Origin of the sequence: Xylanimonas ulmi, assembly GCF_004216535.1 — a bacterium.
Classification (GTDB): domain Bacteria; phylum Actinomycetota; class Actinomycetes; order Actinomycetales; family Cellulomonadaceae; genus Xylanimonas; species Xylanimonas ulmi.
The window spans coordinates 682,534-700,866 of the sequence record NZ_SGWX01000001.1 but is presented as its reverse complement, the minus strand read 5'-3'; the positions used below and the strand labels follow the sequence as shown (position 1 = coordinate 700,866).

Sequence of the window (18,333 nt, the reverse complement as noted above, 5' to 3'; positions counted from 1 at the left end):
CTCAGGGTGGGATCAGCCGATCGGTGTCCGCCAGCCGCGCTGCAGCCACGTGATGGTGGCCGAGGGCGCCACGCGGGTGGTCCCCAGGACGTCGCGAGCCTTCTGTTCGGGTTCGGAGAAGTGCGACCAGCCCTCGTAGTGGACGGGGACGACGACCCGCGCACCGGCCACCTCGGCCAAGACGGCGCCCTCGGCCGCGTCCATCGTGTAGCGCACCCGCCTGGTGGGCGCGAGCCGGACGGCGCCGAGATGGAGGATGAGCACGTCGACGTCGAGGGCGCGCGCGGTCCGCAGCAGTGGCCGGTGCAGGACCGTGTCGCCGGTGATCCAGACGGCGGCACGTGCGCCGGGAGTCGCGGAGAGCGCAAAGCCGATCGTGGCGCCGACGAGTGGGCGCGAGCCCCAGGGCCCGTGCCTCGCCGGCGTCGCACGGATGGTGAGCGCCGAGCGGCCTTGATCAGACACCACGGTGCTCTGCCCGGGGCGAAGTCCCCGGACGTTGGCCGCGCGCAGCCGGCGGGCTCCCGGAACCGTGGTGACGACTGTGCCCGCAGAGGGCAGAAGCGCCCGGCCTCGGTCGTCGAGGTTGTCGGCGTGTTGGTCGTGGCTGAGGAGCACCACGTCGATCGGACCGATCTGCTCAGGCGTGAGCGCCGGGCCGGCGGTCTTGGTTGAGCTGGCGCCCAGCCCGAACCCGTAAGCGCGACCCGGCGGGTCAAAGGTGGGGTCGGTGAGGATGCGCCAGCCCGCCGCCTCGATCAGGACGGTGGGCCCGCCCACGTGTGTGACGCGCAGCGTGGGCGAGCCGTCCCCGATGCCGGGCGTGGTCATCCGATCGTGTCTCGAACAGCGGCGTGGGCCAGCGCCCACGCCAGGGCGTGGTCGGCGATCTCCTCCCAGCCAGGGCCCGCGACCATGAGGTGGGGGCGCCTGTCGTACGTCTCGTGCTCGGTCACGGTGCCCACCGCCTTGTAGTGCTTGGCGTTCGACGCCTGGACGGACGGGGGCATGATGTGGTCCTCCGAGCCGGACAGGAACAGCAGGGGCGCCCGCCTCGCATTGTTGAAGTCGACCCACGCATCCTGGTGGCCGGGCTGGTAGTTCGCCAAGACCGAGTCGAACAGCACGCGGCCCGACGCCGGGACGTGGTACCGCTCGTAGAAGTCGCGAGACTGCTCGTCGGTGTAGGTGTTGGTGAACGCGTACTTCCACTGCTGCTCGTCGAGCCCCACCGCGCGATGGTGGTTGAGAGGGTTCTTCAGCGCCGGGAACACGGACCGGAGCTGGCTCCAGGGCGTGACCCGGACGCCCTCGGTCGGGGCCGAGTTGAGCGCGACCCCCGCGCACCCGTATCCGTGGTCCAGTGCGACCTGCATGAAGGCGCCGCCAGCGGAGTGACCCATGAGGATGGGCACGGTGTCGAGCGTGTCCAAGAATGCCTCCAGGGTGCTGACGATCGACTCGACGGTCAGATCGGCGATCGGGGTCGGGTCGGCGCGCAGGGCCTCGACCTCGCCCTCGAAACCCGGGTAGCCCGGCGTGTGGACGGTGTAGCCCTGCGACTCGAAGCGGGCCCTCCAGCCCTCCCACGAGCGCGGCGTGACCCAGAAGCCGTGGATCAGGACGATGGTGTCCGGAGTGCTCATCGTGCGATTCCTCTCAAGGGTGCGGTTCGGGCGGTCATCCGTCGATGAATGCGAGCAGGTCGGCGTGGAGCCGCGCGCGGTCCGTGTCGGGCAGCGCGTGGCCGCTGCCCTCGTAGACCTTGAGCACGGCGCCGTCGATGAGGCTCACGGAGCGCTCGCCACCGACCGGGAACGGGACGATCTGGTCGTCGTCCCCGTGGATGACGATCGTGGGGACGTCGACCTTGGCGAGGTCGGCGCGAAAGTCGGTCGCCGAGAACGCGGCGATGCACTCGAATGCGGCGCGGTGGCCGCACGCCATGCTCTGCAGCCAGAATGCGTCGCGGAAGCCCTGTGGCACGTCCTGGTTGCGGTTGTGCCCGAAGAACGGTCCGTCGGCGAGGTCGCGGTACAGCTGGGAGCGGTTGGCGAGCTCCCCCGCGCGGATCTGGTCGAACACCTCGATCGGGAGGCCGTCCGGGTTGTCGTCGATGCGCAGCATGAGCGGCGGCACGGCCGAGACGAGCGCGAGCTTGGCCACCCGCGCCGTCCCGTGCCGGCCGACGTAGCGGACGACTTCGCCTCCACCGGTCGAGTGCCCCACGAGCGTGGCGTCGTGCAGGTCGAGCGTCTCGATCAGGCACGCGAGGTCGTCGGCGTAGGTGTCCATCTCGTTGCCGTCCCACGTCTGGGTGGACCGGCCGTGCCCGCGACGGTCGTGGGCGATCGCGCGGTGGCCGTGCTCGGCGAGGAACAGCGCCGCCGCCTCCCACGCGTCGGAGTTCAGCGGCCAGCCATGGCTCAGGACGACGGGGGCGCCGCCGCCTCCCCAGTCCTTGTAGAAGATCTGGGCGCCGTCGTCGGTGGTGATGAAGGGCATCGTGACCTCCGTGGTCGGGTGGGACCTGGCAGTCCCGAGCCTGCCTGTGGGCGCCTCGCGGCCGGACCACGTGGTCCACGTGGTCCGTCATGACGCCCGACGGGGCCCGCCGCGGTCAGCCGGCGACGAGCCGCTCCGCGAGTTGCCGGCGAGAGGAGATCCCGAGCCGCTGGAACACCTTGCGCAGGTGGTAGTCCACGGTGTTCGCGCTGAGGAACAGGGCGGCCGCGATCTCCGCGTTGGTCTGGCCCGCGGCCGCCATCTCCGCCACCGTCATCTGCTGCGGGGTCAGACCCAGGTCACCGCGCCCGCCGACCTGCGGCGACTGCTCGCCGAGGGCGGCCAACTCGTTCCGGGCACGCTGGGCGAACACCGGCGCGAGCTCACGCTCGAAGATCTCCAAGGCGGCGTACAGGTGCTCGCGCGCCTCCCGACGTCGTCGAACGCGGCGCAGCCACTCCCCGTAGAGGAGGTGGGCACGGGCGAGCTCGATGGGGTACCCGACGCCCTGGGCGAGCGTTCGGACCGCGGCCACGAAGTGCTCCTGCGGCTCGTCCGCGATCAGCGCCCGAGAGCGTTGGGCGACGCCGCGAGCCCACGCCGAGCCGTTCGCGTCGGCGAGCTCCTCAAGCCGCTCGACGTGGGCGACCGCCTCCTCGGCGTGGCCGCTGCGCGTGGCCGCCTCCACAAAGCTGGGCAGCTCCAAGGGAGTCACCTGGAGGAACGGGTCGTCGACCAGGGTCTTGAGGCGCCGGTAGGCGTCGGCGTACAGCCCCTCGGCAAGGTCGCGGATGCCGAGCGCGGCGACGCCCGAGGCGTGCACCCCGCCGAATCCCATCGCCGCGGCGCCGTCCGCGATCATCTCGACCTGGGCGCGAGGCGCGCCGATCCACGCCAGCAGGGCGACGTTGATCACGTTCTCGGCGTCGTACCCGATGGCGCGCCGCAGTTCGCGCACCTGCTCGACGTACTGCGCCGAGCGCCGGGGCGTGCCGCCGGAGAGCTCGGCCAGAGACAGGATCCACAACGACGTGTCGAGGACCTGGAGGGAACCGGTGTCCCGGGCCGCCTCGACGGTGCGCTCCAAGCACTCCTTGCGCGCCTGCGCATCCCACAGCGCGGTGCTCAGGGCGACGCTCGTCGCCCCGTAGCGCAGCAGGTCCTCCGTGCCGAGCCCACGGATGGCCTCCAGCGCCGCGCGCATCTCGGGGACGGCTTTCGCGTACGGGAGCAGGATGTGGGCGCTCAGCCCGCGCAAGATGGTCGACGCCAGCCCCTGCCCGACCTGCGACCCCTGGCGCAGCCGCGCGCCGATCTCGGCCAAGGTCACTCCGCGCGCCAGCCGCTCCGACGACAGAGTGCATTCGAAGGCCCTGATCAACGCGTGCTGCTCCAGAGCGGCGTCGTGCCCGTGGAACGCCTCGGCCGCGGCCAGCATGTCGGCGCCGGCGCCCACCAGAGCCGGGTCGCCGATGAACATCGCGATGCTGGCCCGAGTCGAGATCAGCCGCCCGCGCGCGACCGGGTCGAGCGCCCCCTCATCGACGTCGTCGAGATACGTGGTGGCGAGTTGTGCGACTCCCGCGGCGAGGGCCGCCTCCGCCGCGGACACGAGCCGCGCGAACCGCAACGGACCAGGTGGGGTCAGGGCCGAGGACTGGGCGAGCACACCCGCCCGGGAGGAGAACCCACCCCGACGCCCGGCGATGTCGGCGACCCGTTCCAGCCGGTCGGCGACGGCGGCGTCGACGCCGAGGGTCGCCTTCGCGGCGTGCCACGCCTCCAACTCGACAAGCCCGAGCCGGTCCGCCGCTGCGGACAGGGCGCGGTGCACCTGGCGTCGTGCCGCGCCGTGCGCGGCCCCGTACACCGCCGACTTCACCAGCGGATGGCGAAACCGAATCTGCGGGCCGGCCTGCACGAGCCCGGCGGCCTCGGCAGCGTCGACTGGACGCTCCGCGCTGAGCCCCAGCGCCTGACCCGCCGCCAGGACGAGCGCGAGGTTCCCCGTGGAGTCCGCCGCAGCGACCAGCAGCCAGAGTTGCGCGTCCGGCGGAAGCTGGCGCACCTGGCGCACGTAGTGGGCCTCGAGGTGGTGGCCGACGGGCAGCGGTTCGTCGCTGAAGGTCGACTCGGCGAGCTGCCGGCCGGTGAGCTCCGTGGCGAGATCGATCAGGGCGAGCGGGTTCCCGCCTGCCGCGGCGACGATCCGCACCGCGGCAGACGGGTCGATGTCCGGGACGGATCCCTTGAGCAGCCGCACCGCCCACTCTTGATCCAGTCCGCCCAGGCGGAGCGTCTCGATGCCCGCCGCCCGCGCCTCGATCCCCTGCGCGCTCCGGCCAGCGAGGACCAGGGAGACCGACTCCGCCTGGAGCCGCCGGCCGACGAAGGCGAGGACGTCGAGCGACTCGGGGTCCAGGAGGTGCGCGTCATCGACCACGCACAGAAGGGGCGTCGACTCGCCGGCCCTGGCCAACAGCCCCAGCACCCCGAGGCCGACCAGGAATCTGTCCGATGGTGTGCCCTCCGCAACACCGGCGGCGACCGCGAGCGCCCGCCGGTGCCGCCGGGGCAGGTCGTCGAGGTACTCGACGAGCGGCAGACCGAGCCGCTGGACGCCGGCGAAGGGGATCGTGGACTCCGCCTCATAGCCGTCCACGCGCAGCACTCGAAGCCCGGCCAGGCCTGTCGTCGTCACGTCCAGCAACGCCGTCTTGCCGATCCCCGGCTCCCCGACGATCAGCAGCGCGCCTCCTCGCCCGTTCCGCGCGCGCCCGGCCAGGGCCCGCACCCGCTCCTGCTCGGCGTGGCGACCGAGGAACCCGCCCATGGCGCCGACAGTACCGACCTCGCTCGGGCGGGGCCCGCGGTCAACGTGGGGAACTACGCACCGCACGTGGTTCGCCGACGCCGCCACCCGTCCGACGATCGAGCGTCATGCTCCCCGAAGGAAGGCACTCCAGTGAACAGGTTCCGTCCGTCCGCCGTGGTGACAGCCGCCGTGGCAGCCCTGATCGCGCTCACGCCGGCGACCGGCCCCGCCACCGCCCATGGGCGCCCCCGGCCCGCCCCGGACCCACAGCCGACGATCGTCCTGGTCCACGGCGCGTTCGCCGACTCCAGCGGCTGGGCCGACGTCGCCGACCGGCTCGCCGACCGTGGATACCCCGTCCTGGCGTTCTCCAACCCGCTGCGCGGCCCCGACCACGACGCCGCCTCCCTGCGGCAGTTCCTCGACACGATCACCGGGCCCGTCGTGCTCGTCGGGCACTCCTACGGCGGCGCCGTCATCACCAACGCCGCCACCGGCGACCCGGACGTCAAGGCGCTCGTGTACGTCGCCGCCTACGCGCCGGCCGAGGGCGAGAACGTCGTCGCGATGAACGCCCTCGGCGGCGGACACACCGACGTGACCGACCACCTCGTGCTGCGGCCCTTCCCCGGCGCCGCCGAGGGCGATGCGGACGCCTTTATCGACCCGGCGTGGTTCCACCGACTCTTCGCCCAGGACCTGCCCTCCGACACGGCGAGGTTCATGGCGGCGTCCCAACGCCCTGGCGCGCTCGCGGCGCTGTTCACACCCTCCGCGGCGCCCGCGTGGGCCGACATCCCGAGCTGGTACGTCGTCGCCAAGAAGGACCGGATCATTCCGCCCGAGGCGGAGCGCGCCATGGCCGCGCGGGCCGGCGCCCAAACCATCGAGGTGAACAGCTCCCACGTCGTGATGATGAGCCACCCCGCACCTGTCGCGAACCTCATCATCAAGGCGGCGCAGTCGTAGCCGTCGCGCAGCGGGGCGACGGGGCGCCACGTGCCCGTCCCCCGCGCTCGCGGTATACCTGGCCGTATGAGACTCGCGAAGGGCGCGGTCTGCGTCGGCGCGGTCGCACTCGTGGTCGCAGTCGTGGTCGGCTGTTCCGGTCACTCGACGGGCGCGGCGTCATGCGCCGCGCCCGAGGTCACCGCGCCGACCGCGGCCCCGGCGGGTGGCGTCGTCGAGGTGAGCGTCCGCCACCTCTTCGCCGACTGCAACGACACCGGACAGACCGACTTCGTCGCACGACCACTGACCGGCGTGATCCCGAAGGTCATCGTGGACGGCGTGGAGCACACCTTCGACCACGTCGAGCCGCTCGACGCGGACGACGACGGCACCCTGTCACTCGGGCTCGCGCTGCCGGACGACGTCGCCGCCGGAACGAGCGTCGTGATCGAGGTCGCCGGGGGCCGCTCGGCGCCGATCACGGTCGGCCCATGAGCCGAACACTCCCGCCGCAGGCGACACGATGAGACCGCTTCGGTACTCGATCAACGTCACGCTCGACGGCTGCGTCCATCACGAGGCGGGACTCGCTCCCGACGAGGAGTCCATGCGCTACTGGACAGACCAGATGGCGCGGGCCGACGCCCTGCTGTTCGGCCGCGTGACCTTCGAGATGATGGAGTCGGTGTGGCGCAGGCCGACCACGGGCGCATGGCCCGACTGGATGGCCCGGTGGCAGATCCCGTTCGCCGAGGCCATCGACCGGGCACGCAAGCACGTCGTGTCGGGCACCCTGCGCGCGGTCGACTGGAACGCCGAACTGGTGCGCGGCGACCTGGGGCAGGCGGTTCGCCGACTCAAGCGGGAGCCCGGCGAGGGCCTCTGGGTCGGCGGCGTCACGCTCCCCCGTGCCCTGGCGGATCTGGGGCTGATCGACGAGTACGAGTTCCTGGTGCAGCCGGTCCTCGCGGGACACGGGCCGACGCTGCTCGCCGGCCTGCGCGAACGCGTCCAGCTCGAACTCGTGGATCGCCGCGAGCTGCCGTCGGGCGCACTCGCCCTGCGCTACCGGCCAGCGGCCGCCTGACGCCGGTCAGACCCAGCGGAACAGCTTGATCCCGACGGGCAGCAGCACGGCTGTCCAGGCCGCCATGACGACCATCTGCAGCAGCGGGAAGCCCTGCTCGAACCAGCCGATGGTCATGGCCTGCGAGGCGGCGCCCAGGGGGGTGAACCGGCCGACCACGCGCAGCACCTCGGGCATGATCGGGCCCGGCGTCCACATGCCGGCGAGCAGCAGCATCGGGAAGTAGACCGGCATCGAGATCGCCGACGCCGTCTGCGCGCGCGGCACCCGCGCGGCGATCGCGGTGCCGACGGCGAACATCGCCGCCAGCCCCAGCACGAACGCCAGCACGACGACGCCGACCTGGCGGGGAGCCACGATGCCGAACACGAGTTGCCCGGCGACCAGCGCGATGACCGAGGACGCGATCGTCGCGCCGAGGTTGATGAGGTAGTGCGTGGCGATGAGGCCCTGCGGCCGCATCGGTGTGGTGGCCAGGCGGCGCAGCACGCCCTTCTCGCGCATGGCGCCGAAGGTGGCGGGCAGGATCGTCAGCGCCGCGGTGGCCAGGGCCATCGCCAGCACGGTGGGGACGTACAGCGCCACGGGGGTGAGCCCGAACCAGGGCGACGACGGCGGGGCGTCGGTGATGACGTCGCGCATGCCGGGGATGACCAGGCCGACGCCGACGAGCAGCACCGTGGGGAAGATCAGGCCGAAGAACACCCCGGCGCCGTCGCGCAGCCACACCTTCGTCTCGGTGCGCAGCAGGGTGGGGAACCCGCGCCAGCCGCTGGCCCGGGTCGGTGCGAGGGTCGAGGCGCTCATCGGTCTGCTCCATCCATGGTGTTCGTGAGGCTCAGGTCCGGATCGGTCGCGCCCGGGGCGGCGTCGGGGTCGTAGGCCCGGCCGGTCACGGCCACGAACACGTCCTCGAGTGTGCGTGAGACGGTCCGCACGTCGTCGGGGACGACGTCGGCGGCCGCGAGCGCCGGCACGACGGCGAACAGGACGCGGCGGGTGCCGCGCACCTCGATCTCGTCGCCGTCGGTCTCGACGGCGGCGACGTCGGGCGTGCCGACGAGCGGGGTGAGCGCCGCGAGGGCGCGCCGGCGGGCGTCGGGCGCCACGCGCAGGCGCACGGCGCGAGCGTCGTCGAGCCGGTCGATGAGCTCGCCGGGGGTGCCGGTGGCGACGACGCGGCCGCGGTCGATGATGACGAGGCGGTCGCAGAGCCGTTCGGCCTCGTCCATGAAGTGGGTGACGAGCAGGATGGTGACGCCGGTGGCGCGAACCCGTTCGACGAGGTCCCAGGTGGCGCGGCGTGCGGCCGGGTCGAGGCCGGTGGTGAGCTCGTCGAGGATGGCGACCTTAGGCCTGCCGACCAGGGCGAGCGCGATCGACAGGCGCTGCTTCTGCCCGCCGGACAGCTTCGCGAACTGCGTGCGGCGCTTGTCCTGGAGGTCGAGCAGGGTGAGGAGCTCCTCGACGTCGGCGGGGTCGGAGTAGAACGCGGCGTACAGGCGCAGCGCCTCCTCGACCGTGATCTTGTCGTGCAGGTGCGACTCCTGGAGCTGGATGCCCAGGTCCTCGCGGACCCGCTCGGGGTGGGTCTGCGGGTCGACGCCGAGCACCATCAAGGCGCCGCCGTCGGTGTCGCGCAGGCCGGCGAGGCACTCCACGGTGGTGGTCTTGCCGGCGCCGTTGGGGCCGAGGATCCCGAAGATCTCGCCGGGTGTGACGGCGAAGCTGACGCCGTGCACCCCGGGGCCCTCGCCGCTCCCCGGGGCGGAGGGGGCGGCGCCGTACGCCTTGCGGAGGTCGCGGACCTCGACGACGGGGGTGGTCATGGCTCTTCCTTCCGGTGGATGGTGGTGGCGCCGGTCAGGCGGGTGGGCGCAGTTGGACGTGGCGCAGTCGCAGCCACAGCCAGCCCGCGGCGAGGGCGACGACGGCGAGCGCGGCGAGGAGGCTGACCGTGACTCCGGCCGCCCCGGCGGGCAGCGCGTGCTGGGCGACCCACCGGCCCAGGGTCTGCCCGCCCGTGCCGGTGCGGGTGAGGGTCTCGACGGCGGCCGCGGTCAGCAGGGCCACGAGGATCGCGAGGACGGCCGGGCCCAGCCGCCGCAGGCCGAGGAACGCCGCGACGACGCCCGCTCCGATGAGGGCGTAGCCGGTGATGGCGATCCCCTCGCTGAGGGCGGCGAGCGCGTCCCCGCCGAGGCTGCCTGCGGTGGAGTGCCCGTCCGGGGACTGCCAGCCCCACCCGAGGCTGTGGAAGAGCGCCCGCTCGCCCAGCCGGGCGGCGCCTGCCAGGAGTCCGTAGGCGAGCCCTGCGACGACGGCGCCGGCGACCACGCCCCGGCACAGGGTGCGGCGGGTGCCGCCCGCGGCCAGGTGCGGCGCGGCGAGGTTGTAGGTGGTGCCGATGGCGAGGGAGAACGCGGTCCAGCGGGCGCTATACCCGACGGCGTGCGTCACGCCGCCGCGCATCTGCCCGCCTGCCGCGTGGATGAGAACCGGGACCAGGACCACGACGAGGCCGAACAGCACCCAGAACGCGGCCGCGAAGATCAGGTGGCCGGTGCCGGCGTAGCGTGCCGCGGCCCGCGTCGCGGTGCGCCGCGCTCGGGCTGTCCGCTCGGCGCGCTCCGCGGCGGTGACGGTGGCGCTCATCGCGCGGCTCCCTTCGGGGCGGCGTGGTCGTTCGCGGTCAGGTGGACGAAGAGGTCCTGGAGGGGGACGGCGCCGACGTCGACGCCCTCCGCCCGGGCCGCGGCGACGTCGGGCGGTCCTTCGAGGGTGACCTGGGCGGTGCCGCCGAGCTGCTGGCGGTGCAGCACCCGGTGTCCGGCGGCGAGCCGCTCGACGGCGGGCGCGGGGCCTGTGAGGCTGTGGCCGCGCTCACGCATCGTGTCGGCGGGCTCGGCGAGCAGCACGCGGCCACGGTGCAGCACGACGACGTCCTCGAAGAGGCGCTCGACCTCCTCGACCAGGTGGCTGGACAGCAGGATCGTGCGCGGGTGCTCGGCGTAGTCGGCGAGGATCGCGTCGTAGAACGCGTACCGCGTGGGCGCGTCCATGCCGAGGTAGACCTCGTCGAAGATGGTCAGCGGGGCCCGCGAGGCGAGCCCGATGGTGGCGCCGAGCGCCGAACGCTTGCCGCGGGACAGCGCCTGCGGCTTGCGGCGGGTGTCGATCTCGAACAGGTCGAGCAGTCGCCCCGCCAGGTCGGCGTCCCAGTCCGGGCGTAGGTCCGCGACATGGCACAGGCTGACCTTGACGCGCTCGTCGTTCATGAGGTCGCCCGACTCGCGCACGAGCTGTGTGGCCGAGGTGATCCAGGGGTTCTCCCAGGGGTTCTCCTCCTGACCGTCCGGGCCGACGACGACGCTGCCGGAGGTGGGCCGGGCGTACCCGGCGAGCAGCTGCAGCATCGTCGTCTTGCCGGCGCCGTTGCGGCCCAGCACGCCGGTGATCGCGCCGGGCCGGATGGTCAGCGTGGCGTCGTCGAGGGCGTCGACCGCCTGCGTGCGGGCGTCGAGGCCCGGGACGCCGAGGCGTGTCGTGACGGCGCGGGCGCGGCCGTAGCGCACGGTGACGGCGTCGAGCCGGGCGGCGAAGGGCGGCAGCGTGGTCATCGGGTCTCCGTCCCGCCGCCGGCGGCTGCGGTCCTGCCGGAGCCGAGCACGTAGGCGACGATGTCGTCGGTCGGGATGCCGAGCAGGCCGGCCTGGGCGAGGGCAGGGGCCAGCACCTGCTGGAAGTAGTCCTTGCGGTGCGCCGTGAGCAGGCGCTCCCGCGCCCCCGGAGCGACGAACATCCCCAGCCCCCGGCGCTTGTAGAGGACGCCCTCATCGACCAGGTTCGAGAACGCCTTCTGAGCGGTGGCCGGGTTGATGCGGAACTGCGTGGCGAACTGCGTGGTGGACATGACCTGGTCTTCCTCCTTGAGCTCGCCGGCCAGGATCTGGGCGCGCACCATCTGGGCGATCTGGACGTAGATCGGCTCGGGACCGTCGAACACGGGACTCCTTCCCACCACCGCATCTGCGTCGTTCAGTGGTTCGTTACTCGACTAATGAACCACTGAAGTGGGCGCGCGCGCAAGAGGAAGGGCGAGGCGCGCCACCGCGTGGCGCTTTGCGCCCCGTGCCCGTCGCCTCCGGCGACCGGATCGCTCACATGCGCTCAGGCGCCGCGATGCCCAGGAGGCCGAGTCCAGCGGCGAGAGTGCGGCCCGTCAGGGCACACAGCACGATCCGGTTGGCGCGTGTCGCGCCGTCCGCCCTCACCACGGGGCACGCGTCGTAGAACCGGGTGAACGCCGTGGCCAGGTCGTAGAGATAGCCGCACAAGCGGTGCGGCTCGAGGGTGTCGGCCACATCGCGCAGGGCCCGCTCAAAGGCGTCGAGCGCCAACGCAAGCGCCCGCTCCGCTGGGTGCAGCGGGAGGCTGCCGTCAACGTGGCCAGCTGCGTCGGCGATCGGCGGCGTGGAGCCATCCGTCGCCCTCCGCAGAATCGAGCACACGCGTGCGTGCGCGTACTGCAGGTAGACGCCGGTGTTCCCCGTCGTCGCGACCATCTGGTCGACGTCGAACACGTAGTCCTTCGTGCGCGTGTTGCTGAGGTCCGCGTACTTGACCGCCGCGATCCCCGCGGCGTGCGCCACGGAGTCGAGCTCGGCCGCGGTGAAGCCGTGATCGCGCTCCCCGAGGACACCGCGCACGGCCGCCTCGGCGTCGTCGAGCAGGTCCGCGAGGCGCACCGTCTTGCCGGAGCGGGTCTTGAACGGGCGTCCGTCGGCGCCGAGCACGGTGCCGAACTGGACGTGCTGCGCGCGCACGGCGTCGGGCAGCCAGCCGGCCCGGCGCGCGACGTCGAACACCATGCGGAAGTGCAGGCCCTGGCGGGCGTCGACGACGTAGAGGATGCGATCCGCCTGGTAGGCCTCGACGCGCAGGCGAATCGTGGCGAGGTCGGTTGCCGCGTAGCCGTAGCCGCCGTCCTTCTTCCGCACGATCAGCGGGACCGGCGATCCGTCCGGTCCGTCGACGCCGTCGGTGAAGGTGACCACGGCGCCGTCGGACTCGGTGGCGATCCCGGCTGCGAGCAGCTCGTCGACCACGGCGGGCAGGGCGTCGTTGTAGCGCGACTCGCCATCGAAGTCGCCGTCGTCCAGCAGGACGCCGAGGCGGGCGTAGATCGCCTCGAACGCCCTCTGCGACTGAGCGACCAGGTCGCGCCACGCGGCGACGGTACGGGGCTCGCTCGCCTGCAGGTCCACGACGCGGGCGCGCGACCGGTCCGCGAACGCGGGGTCAGCCTCGAACTGCGCGCGGGCCGACTTGTAGAGCGCGTCGAGAGCCGACATCGTCTGCGCACCCTGGCCGCGCCAGCTCACCTCGCGGTGCTCGTCGAGGTACTGGATCAGCATCCCGAACTGCGTGCCCCAGTCACCGATGTGGTTCTGGCGGATCACATCCGAGCCAAGGTGCGCGAACACGCGCGCCAACGCGTCACCGATCACGGAGCTGCGCAAGTGGCCGACATGCATCTCCTTGGCCACGTTCGGGGCCGAGTAGTCCACCACCACACGCTCACCCGAGCGGGGTGTGGCGACGCCCAACCGATCGTCCGCAGCTCGCGCGGCCACGGCGAGCCACACGACATCGTCGGGCACAGTCACGTTGACGAACCCCGGCCCGGAGACCTCGGCTCGGTATTCGCGCAGGCCCGCGACGACGTCCTGGGCGATGTCACGCGGAGACCGGCCAGCCCGCTTCGCGACGGCGAGTGGACCGTTCGCCTGGAAGTCGGCGCGGTCGGATCGTCGGACCACCGGGTCGGCGCCGGCCAGCTCGGCCGGCAGCACCCGAGTCAGGGCGGCCCTGACGGCCGCCTCCACCTGGTCCTGGATCGCGACGACGGTCACACGGGGCCTTTCACCCGGACGGGCGCCCTCTGACGTGGGGCGCGGTCAAGTCTACGGACCACGGCGTCTCGCGCCGCCTACACGGCGACCCAGCGGCGACGGAGGTTGAGCACCACGCGTTCGAGGCCGTCGCTGCCACTGGTCCGGATCGCCTCGAACCCGACCACGCGGGCGCCGTCAGAGTCCCGTCAGCGACGCGGCGGGCGGCGTCAAGGTTCCGTCAGAGCGGCGGGACAGGGCTGGCCGGGCGCGTAGACCAGAGGCATGACCGACCTGGCATACACCGCGCTGACCGTGGCGTTCTTCGCCGCGATCGCCGTGATCGCCCGCCGCCACGAGGGGAGCCGTTCATGAGCGGCCTCGACCTCGCGGCCCTGGTGGTGACCCTGACCCTTCTCGGCTACCTGCTGTGGGCGTTGCTGCACAGCGACAAGGTCCGGTGATCGCCGATGACCACGACCCTCTGGGCCGCCGTCGGACAGGTAGGCATCCTGCTGATCGCGCTGGGCGCTGCGCACGTCCCGTTCGGCGCCTACATGGCCCGCGTCTATTCCTCCCCCCGCCACACCCGCGCGGAGCGCGTCTGGTACCGACTGTTGCGGGTGGACCCCGACGCCGAGCAGCGCTGGAGCGCCTACCTGCTGTCCCTGCTCGGCTTCTCCCTCGCCTCGGTGCTCCTGCTGTACGCCTTGGGCCGCCTTCAGGCACACCTGCCGTGGAACCTCGGGTTCACGGGCCTGGACCCGGCTGGCGCGTGGAACACCGCGGTGAGCTTCACCACCAACACCAACTGGCAGTGGTACTCGGGAGAGTCGACAGCGGGACATCTGCTGCAGATGGCCGGCCTGACCGTGCAGAACTTCGTCTCGGCCGGAGTCGGCATGGCGGTCGCGATCGCGCTGGTGCGCGGGTTCGCGCGGTCGGGCGCCGACGGGCGCATCGGCAACTTCTGGAGCGACCTGACGCGCGGCGTCGTGCGCATTCTGCTGCCGGTCGCCGCAGTGGCCGCACTCGTGCTGGTGGCGAACGGCGTCATCCAGTCCCTCGACCCCCACACGGCGATCACCACCCTCAGCGGCGGGACGCAGCACGCGCTGGGCGGGCCCGTCGCCTCACAGGAGGCCATCAAAGAGCTGGGCACCAACGGCGGCGGGTTCTTCAACGCGAACTCCGCCCACCCGCTGGAGAACCCCAACCCGCTGACCAACCTCGTGGAGATCTTCCTGATCCTGCTCATTCCGTCAGCACTGCCGCGCACCTTCGGGCTGCTGGTCGGCGACCGGCGCCAGGGCTGGGCGATCCTCGGCGTGATGGGTGGGCTCTGGGCCACGGCCGTGGGCCTGGCGACCTGGGCCGAGCTCGCCGGACCGGGCCTGGCGCCCACCGTCGCCGGGGCCGCGATGGAGGGCAAGGAGACCCGGTTTGGTCTCGCGGCCTCCGCGCTGTTCGCGGCGTCGACCACAGGCACCTCGACCGGCGCGGTCAACGCCATGCACGACTCGATGACCGCGCCTGGCGGAGGTGTGGCGCTGTTCACCATGCTGCTGGGCGAGGTCGCGCCCGGAGGTGTGGGCTCCGGGCTCTACGGGATGCTCGTGCTCGCGATCCTCGCGGTGTTCGTCGCAGGGCTCATGGTGGGCCGCACTCCTGAGTACCTGGGCAAGAAGATCGGGCAGGGCGAGATCACCCTCGTCGCCCTGTATGTGCTGGCCACGCCAGCAGTAGTGCTCGTCGGCAGCGCGTTGGCTGTGCTGGCGCCGCAGGGGTTGGCCGGCGTTCAGGACCCCGGCCCGCACGGTCTGTCCGAGGTGGTCTACGCCTTCGCGTCGGCGGGCAACAACAATGGCTCGGCCTTCGCCGGCCTGGCGGCGAACTCCACGTTCTACAACACGCTGCTCGGCCTGGCCATGCTCGTCGGCCGGTTTGTGCCGATCACGCTGGTGCTCGCCCTGGCGGGACGGCTCGCCAGCCAGCGAGCCGTCCCCCCGAGCGCCGGCACCTTGCCCACCCACCGGCCGCTGTTCATGGGGCTGGTCGGCGCCGTGACGCTCGTCGTGGTGGGCCTGACCTTCGTCCCCGTCCTGTCCCTCGGTCCCGTCGTGGAGTCGCTGTCGTGAACCGCACCGCCATCGCCGCCCAGACCACACCAGCCCTCGCCGGCCGCGCCGACGTCGGCGCCCGCCAGCGCTCACCGCGGGCGCGCGCGGGCCGCGCCCTGAGCTGGACGCAGGTGCGCGCCGCCCTTCCAGGCGCGGTGCGCAAGCTCGATCCACGCGCGCTGCGCCATCAGCCGGTGATGTTCGTCGTCGAGGTCGGGGCGCTGTTCACAACCGTGCTGGCCGTCCTCCAGCCGGCGGTCTTCGCCTGGTGGGTCACGGTCTGGCTGTGGTTCACCGTCCTGTTCGCCACGCTCGCCGAGTCCGTCGCCGAGGCGCGCGGCAAGGCGCAGGCGTCGAGCCTGCGTGCCACGCAGCGGCAGACGACGGCGCGCAAGGTGCTGGCCGGGCAGGACACCCTGACTGCGAGCAGCCGCCTGGACCTGCTGGAGACCGCCGTCGTGCCGTCGGCGTCGCTGCGGGTAGGGGACGTCGTCGTGGTCGAGGCCGGCGAGACGATCCCGGGGGACGGCGACGTCATCGAGGGTGTCGCGTCCGTGGACGAGTCCGCCGTGACCGGGGAGTCCGCGCCGGTGATCCGCGAGTCCGGCGGCGACCGGTCCGCCGTGACCGGCGGCACCGTGGTGCTCTCGGACCGGATCGTCGTGCGCATCACCGCGGCAGCCGGGTCCACCTTCGTGGACAAGATGATCGCGCTGGTCGAGGGCAGCGAGCGGCAGCGCACACCCAACGAGATCGCGCTCAATGTGCTGCTGACCACGTTGACGATCGTGTTCCTGCTGGCCGTGGCCACGCTGCAGCCGTTCGCCGTGTACTCGGGGCAGAGACAGCCCGTGCTGGTGCTCGTCGCCCTCCTCGTGTGCCTCATCCCGACGACGATCGGCGCACTGCTGAGCGCGATCGGCATCGCAGGCATGGACCGGCTCGTGCAGCGCAACGTGCTCGCGATGTCGGGGCGCGCGGTCGAGGCCGCCGGAGACGTGGACATCCTGCTGCTCGACAAGACGGGCACCATCACCTACGGCAACCGGCGTGCCGCGAGGCTCGAGCCGGTCGGCGGGGTGACGCAGTCTGAGCTCGCCGCCGCGGCGCGGCTCGCGTCGCTCGCCGACGCCACCCCGGAGGGCCGATCGATCGTCGACCTGGTCGAGGACGCCGTCGGCCCCGGGGCCGCGTTGCCCGCCGACGCCGTGTTCGTCCCGTTCAGCGCCCACACCCGCATGTCCGGCGTGGACCTCGACCTCGACGGTGAGCCGTATCGGCTGCGCAAGGGCGCCGGCTCGGCGGTGCGGGGATGGCTGCGCTCGACCGGCGCGATCCTGCCCCAGGACACGCGGGCGCGGCTCGACGAGCTCGTCGAGGAGGTCTCGCGCAGCGGGGGCACCCCGCTCGTGGTCGCCGAGCAGAGCGGCCAGCACCCAGCCCGGGTCCTGGGAGTCGTGCACCTGAAGGACGTGGTCAAGGAGGGCATGCGCGAGCGGTTCGACGCGCTGCGCGCGATGGGCATCCGCACGGTGATGGTCACGGGCGACAACCGGCTCACGGCGCAGGCGATCGCGGCCGAGGCGGGTGTCGACGACTTCCTCTCCGAGGCGACTCCCGAGGACAAGCTCGCGTACATCAGGAGCGAGCAGACCGGCGGGCGACTGGTCGCCATGGCCGGCGACGGCACGAACGACGCGCCCGCCCTCGCGCAGTCGGACGTGGGCGTGGCCATGAACACCGGCACGTCGGCAGCCAAGGAGGCCGGCAACATGGTCGACCTCGACTCCGACCCGACCAAGCTCATCGAGATCGTCGAGATCGGCAAACAGCTGCTCATCACCCGCGGCGCCCTGACGACCTTCTCGGTGGCCAACGACGTCGCCAAGTACTTTGCGATCCTGCCCGCGATGTTCGTGGGCCTGTTCCCGCAGCTCGACGCGCTCAACGTGATGCGACTGTCCTCGCCGCAGTCGGCGATCCTCTCGGCCGTCATCTTCAACGCGCTGATCATCGTCGCGCTCATCCCGCTGTCCCTGCGCGGCGTGCGCTACCGACCCGCGGCGGCTGACGTGCTGTTGCGCCGCAACCTGCTGATCTACGGCGTCGGCGGCCTGATCGCCCCGTTCGTCGGGATCAAGCTCCTCGATCTGCTCGTCTCCCTGATCCCCGGAGTCTGACCCATGACCACCACGCCCACCCCCACCGTCGCCTCTGGCCTCGCCGCTCTGTGGCGGCACTCGCTGGCCGGAGCGCGCGTGCTGCTCGCGTTCACCGTCGTGCTCGGCCTGGCGTATCCGCTGGCCGTGACCGGCGTCGCGCAGGCCGTCTTCCCGTGGCAGGCCCACGGCTCCCTGCTCGACGCCTCGGGCCAGCGCACCACAACCCCCGCCGGCGCCGTCGGCTCGGCACTTGTCGGGCAGAGGTTCACCGGCCCTGAGTGGCTCCACGCCCGCCCCTCCGCCGCGGGCGACGGCTACGACACCCTCGCCTCCGGCGGCTCCAACCTGGGACCGAACAACCCCGACCTGGTCAGCGCGATCGCGCAGCGCCAAGCCGCCGTCGCCGCGGAGAACGGCGTGGCGCCGCAGGACGTGCCCGCCGACGCCGTCACGGCCTCCGCGTCAGGCCTCGATCCCGACATCTCGCCCGCGTACGCGCAACTGCAGGTGGCGCGGGTCGCCGCTGCGCGCGGCCTGGACCCGCAGGTCGTGCGGCGGGTCGTCGAACAGCACACCCAGGGACGCACGCTCGGCGTCCTCGGCGAGCCGCGGGTCGACGTGCTGGCCGTCAACCTCGCCCTGCGCGGGCTCGGGTGAGGCACGATCACACCGTGGGCACGAACGACGCGCCGCCCGAGAGCCCGGCGGGGCACGGCACGAGCGCGGACGGACCAGGGCAGGCGACGCCACCGCGCGCGAGACGCGGGCGGCTGACGGTCTACCTCGGCGCCGCTCCCGG

At 72.5% G+C, this 18,333-nt stretch carries 16 protein-coding genes; 6 read left to right on the top strand and 10 right to left on the bottom strand.

Features of this window, described 5'->3' with window-relative positions; all coding sequences use genetic code 11:
- Positions 1–12: 12 nt before the first annotated feature.
- The 4 genes from EV386_RS03045 to EV386_RS03030 all read right to left on the bottom strand — a co-directional run bounded on the left by EV386_RS03045 (position 13) and on the right by EV386_RS03030 (position 5,338).
- Positions 13–831, bottom strand: coding sequence for an MBL fold metallo-hydrolase (locus EV386_RS03045; protein ID WP_130412208.1), 819 nt, complete (start codon positions 829–831; stop codon positions 13–15).
- On the bottom strand, positions 828–1,646 hold the full coding sequence (locus tag EV386_RS03040) for an alpha/beta hydrolase (protein ID WP_130412206.1): 819 nt from the start codon (positions 1,644–1,646) through the stop codon (positions 828–830). The genes EV386_RS03045 and EV386_RS03040 overlap by 4 nt, the downstream gene beginning before the upstream one ends.
- A gap of 34 nt (positions 1,647–1,680) precedes the next feature.
- Positions 1,681–2,505, bottom strand: coding sequence for an alpha/beta fold hydrolase (locus EV386_RS03035; protein ID WP_130412204.1), 825 nt, complete (start codon positions 2,503–2,505; stop codon positions 1,681–1,683).
- A 115-nt stretch (positions 2,506–2,620) separates the two neighbouring features.
- Positions 2,621–5,338 carry an AAA family ATPase gene (locus EV386_RS03030; protein WP_130412202.1) on the bottom strand — a complete coding sequence of 906 codons (2,718 nt, stop codon included), beginning with the start codon at positions 5,336–5,338 and terminating at the stop codon, positions 2,621–2,623.
- A gap of 171 nt (positions 5,339–5,509) precedes the next feature.
- Here EV386_RS03030 and EV386_RS03025 point away from each other — a divergent pair, with 171 nt between their 5' ends.
- The 3 genes from EV386_RS03025 (at position 5,510) to EV386_RS03015 (ending at position 7,358) form a co-directional block, all read left to right on the top strand.
- Positions 5,510–6,289, top strand: coding sequence for an alpha/beta fold hydrolase (locus tag EV386_RS03025; RefSeq protein ID WP_242607810.1), 780 nt, complete (start codon positions 5,510–5,512; stop codon positions 6,287–6,289).
- A gap of 66 nt (positions 6,290–6,355) precedes the next feature.
- Positions 6,356–6,766 (top strand): hypothetical protein, encoded by a 411-nt coding sequence (locus EV386_RS03020; protein WP_130412198.1) that lies wholly within the window; start codon positions 6,356–6,358, stop codon positions 6,764–6,766.
- Between the two features lie 28 nt (positions 6,767–6,794).
- Positions 6,795–7,358, top strand: a complete 564-nt coding sequence (locus EV386_RS03015; protein WP_130412196.1) for a dihydrofolate reductase family protein — start codon at positions 6,795–6,797, stop codon at positions 7,356–7,358.
- Positions 7,359–7,364: 6 nt separating this feature from the next.
- Here the strand turns inward: EV386_RS03015 and EV386_RS03010 are convergent, their stop codons facing one another.
- The 6 genes from EV386_RS03010 to argS form a co-directional block, all read right to left on the bottom strand.
- Positions 7,365–8,165, bottom strand: a complete 801-nt coding sequence (locus EV386_RS03010; RefSeq protein ID WP_130412194.1) for an ABC transporter permease — start codon at positions 8,163–8,165, stop codon at positions 7,365–7,367.
- Complete coding sequence (locus tag EV386_RS03005) at positions 8,162–9,187, bottom strand: ABC transporter ATP-binding protein (protein WP_130412192.1); 1,026 nt, start codon at positions 9,185–9,187, stop codon at positions 8,162–8,164. Before EV386_RS03005 ends, EV386_RS03010 begins: the two co-directional genes overlap by 4 nt.
- A gap of 34 nt (positions 9,188–9,221) precedes the next feature.
- The gene (locus EV386_RS03000) at positions 9,222–10,013 is read right to left on the bottom strand and encodes a hypothetical protein (protein ID WP_130412190.1); all 792 of its coding nucleotides are present in this window, start codon (positions 10,011–10,013) and stop codon (positions 9,222–9,224) included.
- Entirely contained in the window at positions 10,010–10,978 is a 969-nt protein-coding gene (locus tag EV386_RS02995; RefSeq protein WP_130412188.1) for an ATP-binding cassette domain-containing protein, read from the bottom strand. The genes EV386_RS03000 and EV386_RS02995 overlap by 4 nt, the downstream gene beginning before the upstream one ends.
- The gene (locus EV386_RS02990) at positions 10,975–11,364 is read right to left on the bottom strand and encodes a GntR family transcriptional regulator (RefSeq protein ID WP_130412186.1); all 390 of its coding nucleotides are present in this window, start codon (positions 11,362–11,364) and stop codon (positions 10,975–10,977) included. The genes EV386_RS02995 and EV386_RS02990 overlap by 4 nt, the downstream gene beginning before the upstream one ends.
- A 154-nt stretch (positions 11,365–11,518) precedes the next feature.
- Positions 11,519–13,273 carry an arginine--tRNA ligase gene (gene argS, locus EV386_RS02985; protein WP_130412184.1) on the bottom strand — a complete coding sequence of 585 codons (1,755 nt, stop codon included), beginning with the start codon at positions 13,271–13,273 and terminating at the stop codon, positions 11,519–11,521.
- Positions 13,274–13,722: 449 nt separating this feature from the next.
- Between argS and kdpA the strand changes: the two genes are divergently transcribed.
- The 3 genes from kdpA to kdpC are packed head-to-tail and all read left to right on the top strand — an operon-like array spanning position 13,723 to position 18,191.
- Complete coding sequence (gene kdpA, locus EV386_RS02980) at positions 13,723–15,390, top strand: potassium-transporting ATPase subunit KdpA (RefSeq protein WP_130412182.1); 1,668 nt, start codon at positions 13,723–13,725, stop codon at positions 15,388–15,390.
- On the top strand, positions 15,387–17,552 hold the full coding sequence (gene kdpB / locus EV386_RS02975; RefSeq protein WP_130412180.1) for a potassium-transporting ATPase subunit KdpB: 2,166 nt from the start codon (positions 15,387–15,389) through the stop codon (positions 17,550–17,552). Before kdpA ends, kdpB begins: the two co-directional genes overlap by 4 nt.
- Positions 17,553–17,555: 3 nt before the next feature.
- On the top strand, positions 17,556–18,191 hold the full coding sequence (gene kdpC, locus EV386_RS02970; RefSeq protein WP_130412178.1) for a potassium-transporting ATPase subunit KdpC: 636 nt from the start codon (positions 17,556–17,558) through the stop codon (positions 18,189–18,191).
- Positions 18,192–18,333: the final 142 nt, after the last annotated feature.